Annotated in this window: 3 protein-coding genes; 2 read left to right on the forward strand and 1 reads right to left on the reverse strand. The window is 65.9% G+C overall.

All coding sequences use genetic code 11. The features are described from left to right. A partial coding sequence (locus tag EOA27_RS27955; RefSeq protein ID WP_127257768.1) for a substrate-binding domain-containing protein occupies positions 1 to 756 on the forward strand: 756 nt, incomplete at its 5' end. A gap of 144 nt (positions 757 to 900) precedes the next feature. Further along, positions 901 to 2247 (forward strand): FAD-binding oxidoreductase, encoded by a 1347-nt coding sequence (locus tag EOA27_RS27960; RefSeq protein ID WP_126079918.1) that lies wholly within the window; start codon positions 901 to 903, stop codon positions 2245 to 2247. A gap of 265 nt (positions 2248 to 2512) precedes the next feature. Here EOA27_RS27960 and EOA27_RS27965 read toward each other — a convergent pair. Continuing rightward, the coding region (locus EOA27_RS27965; protein WP_145970572.1) for an aldo/keto reductase at positions 2513 to 3488 on the reverse strand (976 nt) is incomplete at its 5' end.

Consider the following 3488-nt stretch of genomic DNA (forward strand, 5'->3'; position numbering starts at 1 on the left):
TCGCACGAACTCGACCTGGTGCTGTCGCCCGCTGATGCCGACGATGAGGAGACCACCTACCGCCGCATCGTCGCCAACCGGCAGGTCGACGCCGTCTACATCTCCTCGCCGCGTCCGGCCGACCGGCGGCTGGCCCTGGTCAATACGCTGGGCATACCCTTCATTGCCCATGGCCGCAGCGAAGGTTTGGATTTCGATTATCCCTATCTCGACATCGACAATGAGGGCGCCTTCCACGAAGCGGCGCGGCTGCTGCTTCAGCTCGGCCACAAGCGCCTGGCGCTGATCAACGGCAATGAGCGCGAGACCTTCGCCATCCACCGCGAGCGCGGCATGCGCCGGGCGCTTGTCGCGAGCGGGATGACGCTCGGCGAGCGTCTCATCCGCTCGGTGACCATGACCGAGGAAAACGGTTATCGCGCCGCCCGCCGCCTGCTTGAGGACAGTGAGCCGCCGACGGCGATCGTCTGCTCCAGTCTGATCATGGCGCTGGGCGTCGTGCGCGCCGTGCGCGATCTTGGCCTGACGATACCGGGCGACCTGTCGCTGATCGCCCATGACGACGTCTTCCCATGGCTGCGGCCGGAAAATTTCCCGGTGCCTTTGTCGACGACGCGCTCCTCGATCCGCCTTGCCGGCGCGCGCGTCGCCGAGCGGCTGGCGGCGCGCATATCGGGACTGGAAGAGGGCGCGCGCGGCGAGGTGTGGCCGGTGGATCTGGTGGTGCGGGGATCGGTGGCAGGGGCGCCGGTCTAGGGCAGGATCCAACAGCCTAGCCAGCCGCCGCCTTTCGGGCTGTTTTTACCTCGTGGGACAACGATCCGCCTTCGCCTGCTCCTGATCTTGGACGGCAACAACCGGTAAGCCTGGACCGTCAACCGATCCTTCAGGGTGCGCCATTTGCCCACATTCCCGTTCACCGAAGCGGATCCAATCCAGTACCCTGGGCCGCCGCCGAAGACTTCGGAAGTGATGATCGTCGGTGGCGGTGTCATCGGCGTAACGACGGCGCTTTTCCTTGCCGCCCGCAACATTCCGGTGACGCTGCTGGAAAAGGGCCGCGTCGCTGCCGAGCAGTCCTCGCGAAATTGGGGCTGGATCAGAAAGCAGGGACGGGACGCGGACGAACTGCCGATCGTTATCGAGGCTATCCGCCTGTGGCGGCAACTGGCCGACGAAAGCGGCGAGGACATCGGGCTCACCCAGACAGGCGTGACCTATCTGGCCAACACCGAAAAGGACATGGCCGGCTTCGAAGCGTTCATGAAGATCGCCGCGATCCATGGGCTCGACACACGTCTCCTGGATGCGGACGAAACCGCGAAGCTCATCACCGGCATGTCGCGCAGATTCAAGGGCGCGATGACGACGCCCTCCGACATGCGCGCGGAACCCTGGCTGGCGGTGCCGGCGCTGGCCCGGCTTGCCGCGCGAAAAGGCGCCAGGATCGTCGAGAATTGCGCGGCGCGCACCCTCGACATCGAGGCCGGCAGGATCAGGGGCGTGTGGACCGAGGCGGGATATATCGAGACCTCCACCGTGCTGGTCGCGGGCGGCGCCTGGTCGTCCCTGTTCCTGGCGCGGCACGGCGTGTCCATCCCCCAGCTCAGCGTCCGGGTAACCGTAGCCGCGACCGAGCCCTTGCCCGAGATCTATGCAGGCGCGGCCGCCGACGACCACATCGCTTTCCGGCGCAGACAGGACGGCGGATACACGCTCGCCGGCGGCGGCAGCCATTTGCTTTACCTCGGGCCTGACGCATTTCGGCATGCCACCAAATATATCCCCGCCCTCAGGAACGATCCGTTCGGAGCGCGCTATTTCCCGTTCGCGCCGTCAGGCTACCCGGACGGCTGGTCGACGCCGCGCGATTGGGCGCCGGATGAAGAGAGTCCCTTCGAGAGAATGCGGGTGCTCAACCCGGCCCCCGAACCGGCCCGGCTGCGCGCGACAGAGCGCAATTTCAAACAGCTTTTTCCCCAGTTCGAGAAAGCGCGCTTGAAGGTCGGCTGGGGCGGCATGATCGACGCCATGCCCGATGTCGTCCCTGTCGTCGATCGGGTCCAGGCGATCGGCGGTCTCTTCGTGGCGACCGGAATGAGCGGCCACGGCTTCGGCATCGGGCCCGGCATGGGCCGCGTCGTCTCCGACATGATCCAGGGAAACGACACCGGCCACGACCTCAGCCGCTTCCGGCTGCCGCGCTTCTATGACGGAAGCCCGGTACGGTTGGGTCCGGCTCTGTAAGCGCATGTGGCCGAGGATCAATCCTTGGCAGCCTCCGCCGCCTTATTTCAAGCAGGCCGTAGCCGTCGCAGGTTGTCCCTGATGACGTCTTCCCGGGGCCGCGGCTGGAGAATTCCAGGTGCCGCTGTCCGCCTCGTGCTCCGGCTCGCCGGCGCGCGGCGTGTCGCCAAGGGTGTCTGGCGGCGCGCATCTGGTGGTGCGAGGGTCAGTGGCTGGGGGCGCCGGCCCGGGAATCCAAGCCGGCGCGGAGGCGCTGGCGGATACCTCAGGCGACTGCTTCGGCCGGCGCGTCGAAGCGGTCGGCCTTGCCACCCGTGAAGCCCTGCCTGGTCTCGGGATCATTGAGCACCGTGTAGGGGAAGATCGGTCGCGTCGCGCTCACCTCATCAAGGCGTGCAATTTGCTCCGGCGACAACGTTACTTTTGCCGCAGCCAGGTTGTTTTCGAGCTGAGCCAGCGTGCGTGGTCCGATGATCGGGAGCGAGCCCTTGGCCGCAACCCAGGCGATGGCGATTTCACTGGGCGTGACTCCGGCGTCCTTCGCAACCGCGATCAGGGTGTCGAGGATGGCAGTACGCTGCGCGGAATCTTCGGCTTGGAATACCCTGCCGCCGAAACCCTCCGCGCGGCCTTTCTCGCCTTTGCGGTACTTTCCGGTCAACATGCCGCCGCCAAGCGGTGACCAGGCCACGATGCCGAGGCCGAGCGCTTGCCCTGCAGGCAGGAGTTCCAGTTCGGTCGTTCGCTCGACGAGGCTGTGCTCCACCTGAAGACCTGCAATAGGGGCGGCTCCGCGCAATTCCGCAATGGTGACGGCCCTCGCCGCCCGCCAGGCGGGAAAGTCGGAAAGACCCGCATAAAGGATCTTGCCGGCCTGGACTAGATCGTCAAAGCCGCGCACGACTTCTTCGACCGGGGTGACTCCGTCCGACATGTGAGCCCAATAGAGATCGATGCGATCGGTTTTGAGCCGCCTGAGGCTCGCCTCGACCGATGAGACCATGGCCTTGCGGCTATTGCCCGTGACCAGAATACCGGCCGCGGGGTCCGTCCGCATGGTGAATTTGGTGGCCAACACGAAATCGTCGCGCCGCCCAGCCAGCAGATCGCCCAGGATTTCCTCGGATTGACCGAACTGATAGCCGTTGGCCGTATCGATGAAGTTGCCGCCGGCGTCCGCATAGGCGTCGAAGATGCGACGGGCCTCCTCGGGCTCAGCGCCATGTCCCCAGCCTGTCCCG

This window comes from Mesorhizobium sp. M2A.F.Ca.ET.037.01.1.1, assembly GCF_003998075.1.
Classification (GTDB): Bacteria; Pseudomonadota; Alphaproteobacteria; order Rhizobiales; family Rhizobiaceae; genus Mesorhizobium.